This is a genomic window from Burkholderia sp. 9775_39 (assembly GCF_015712225.1).
Classification (GTDB): Bacteria; Pseudomonadota; Gammaproteobacteria; order Burkholderiales; family Burkholderiaceae; genus Burkholderia; species Burkholderia cenocepacia.
In genome coordinates, this window is the sequence record NZ_JACCQC010000067.1 from 1 (window position 1) to 1,560 (window position 1,560).

General features: G+C 66.0%; 1 protein-coding gene. It reads right to left on the reverse strand.

The genetic code is table 11. From position 1 onward, the window contains the following. Position 1 precedes the first annotated feature (1 nt). On the reverse strand, positions 2-1,560 hold a 1,559-nt coding region (locus H0X90_RS35260; RefSeq protein WP_077190039.1), incomplete at its 5' end, for an electron transfer flavoprotein-ubiquinone oxidoreductase.

Sequence of the window (1,560 nt, forward strand, 5' to 3'; positions counted from 1 at the left end):
GTTACATGTTCGGGTAATTCGGCCCGCCGCCGCCTTCCGGCGTGACCCACACGATGTTCTGCGTCGGGTCCTTGATGTCGCAGGTCTTGCAGTGCACGCAATTCTGCGCGTTGATCACGAGGCGCTCGCTGCCGTCGTCGTTCTTCACGAACTCGTACACCGCCGCCGGGCAGAAACGCGCCTCCGGCCCCGCGTAGGTACGCAGGTTCACGTTCACCGGCACGCTCGCATCCTTCAGCGTCAGGTGCGCCGGCTGGTTCTCCTCGTGGTTCGTGTTCGAGATGAACACCGACGACAGCCGGTCGAACGTCAGCTTGCCGTCCGGCTTCGGATACGCGATCGGCTCGCACTGCGACGCCGGCTTCAGCATCTCGTGGTCCGCATGCTGGTGATGCAGCGTCCACGGCACGTTGCCGCCCATCACCTTCTGCTCGAGCCCGACCATCAGCGTGCCCAGGTACAGGCCCTTGGCCATCCACTGCTTGAAGTTGCGCGCGCGGTACAGCTCCGTGTACAGCCACGATTGCTTGAACGCATCCGGGTACGCGGTGAGCTCGTCCGACTGACGGCCGGCCTGCACCGCGTCGAATGCGGCGTCGGCGGCCAGCATGCCGGTCTTGATCGCCGCGTGGCTGCCCTTGATCCGCGACGCGTTCAGGAAACCCGCGTCGTCGCCGATCAGCGCGCCGCCCGGGAACACCGTCTTCGGCAGCGACAGCAGGCCGCCGGCCGTGATCGCCCGCGCGCCGTACGACACGCGCTTGCCGCCTTCGAGGAATGCGCGGATCGACGGGTGCGTCTTGTAGCGCTGGAATTCCTCGAACGGCGACAGGTACGGGTTCGTGTAGCCCAGGCCCACCACGAAGCCGACCACGACCTGGTTGTTGTCCATGTGATACAGGAACGAGCCGCCGTACGTATCGGACTTCAGCGGCCAGCCGGCCGTGTGGATCACGAGGCCCGGCTTGTGCTTGGCCGGATCGATTTCCCACAGCTCCTTGATGCCGATCCCGTACGCCTGCGGATCGGCGTTCGCGTCGAGCTTGAACTTCGAGATCAGCTGGCGGCCGAGATGGCCGCGGCAGCCTTCGGCGAACAGCGTGTACTTCGCGTGCAGCTCCATGCCGAGCTGGAAGTTCTCGGTCGGCTCGCCGTCCTTGCCCACGCCCATGTTGCCGGTCGCGACGCCTTTGACCGAGCCGTCGTCGTTGTAGAGAATCTCCGCGGCGGGGAAGCCGGGGAAGATCTCGACGCCCAAGGCTTCCGCCTGCTGGCCCAGCCAGCGCGTGACGTTGCCCAGCGAGATCACGTAGTTGCCGTGATTCTTGAAGTTGTCGGGCAGCGCCCAGTTCGGCGTCGTGACCGCGCTCTTCTCGGACAGGAACAGGAAGCGGTCTTCCGTCACCTCGACGTCGAGCGGCGCGCCGCGCTCCTTCCAGTCGGGAAACAGCTCGGTGATCGCGCGCGGGTCCATCACCGCGCCCGACAGGATGTGCGCGCCGATCTCGGAACCCTTCTCGAGCACGCACACGCCGATCTCGGCGCCTTTCTCGGCGGCCA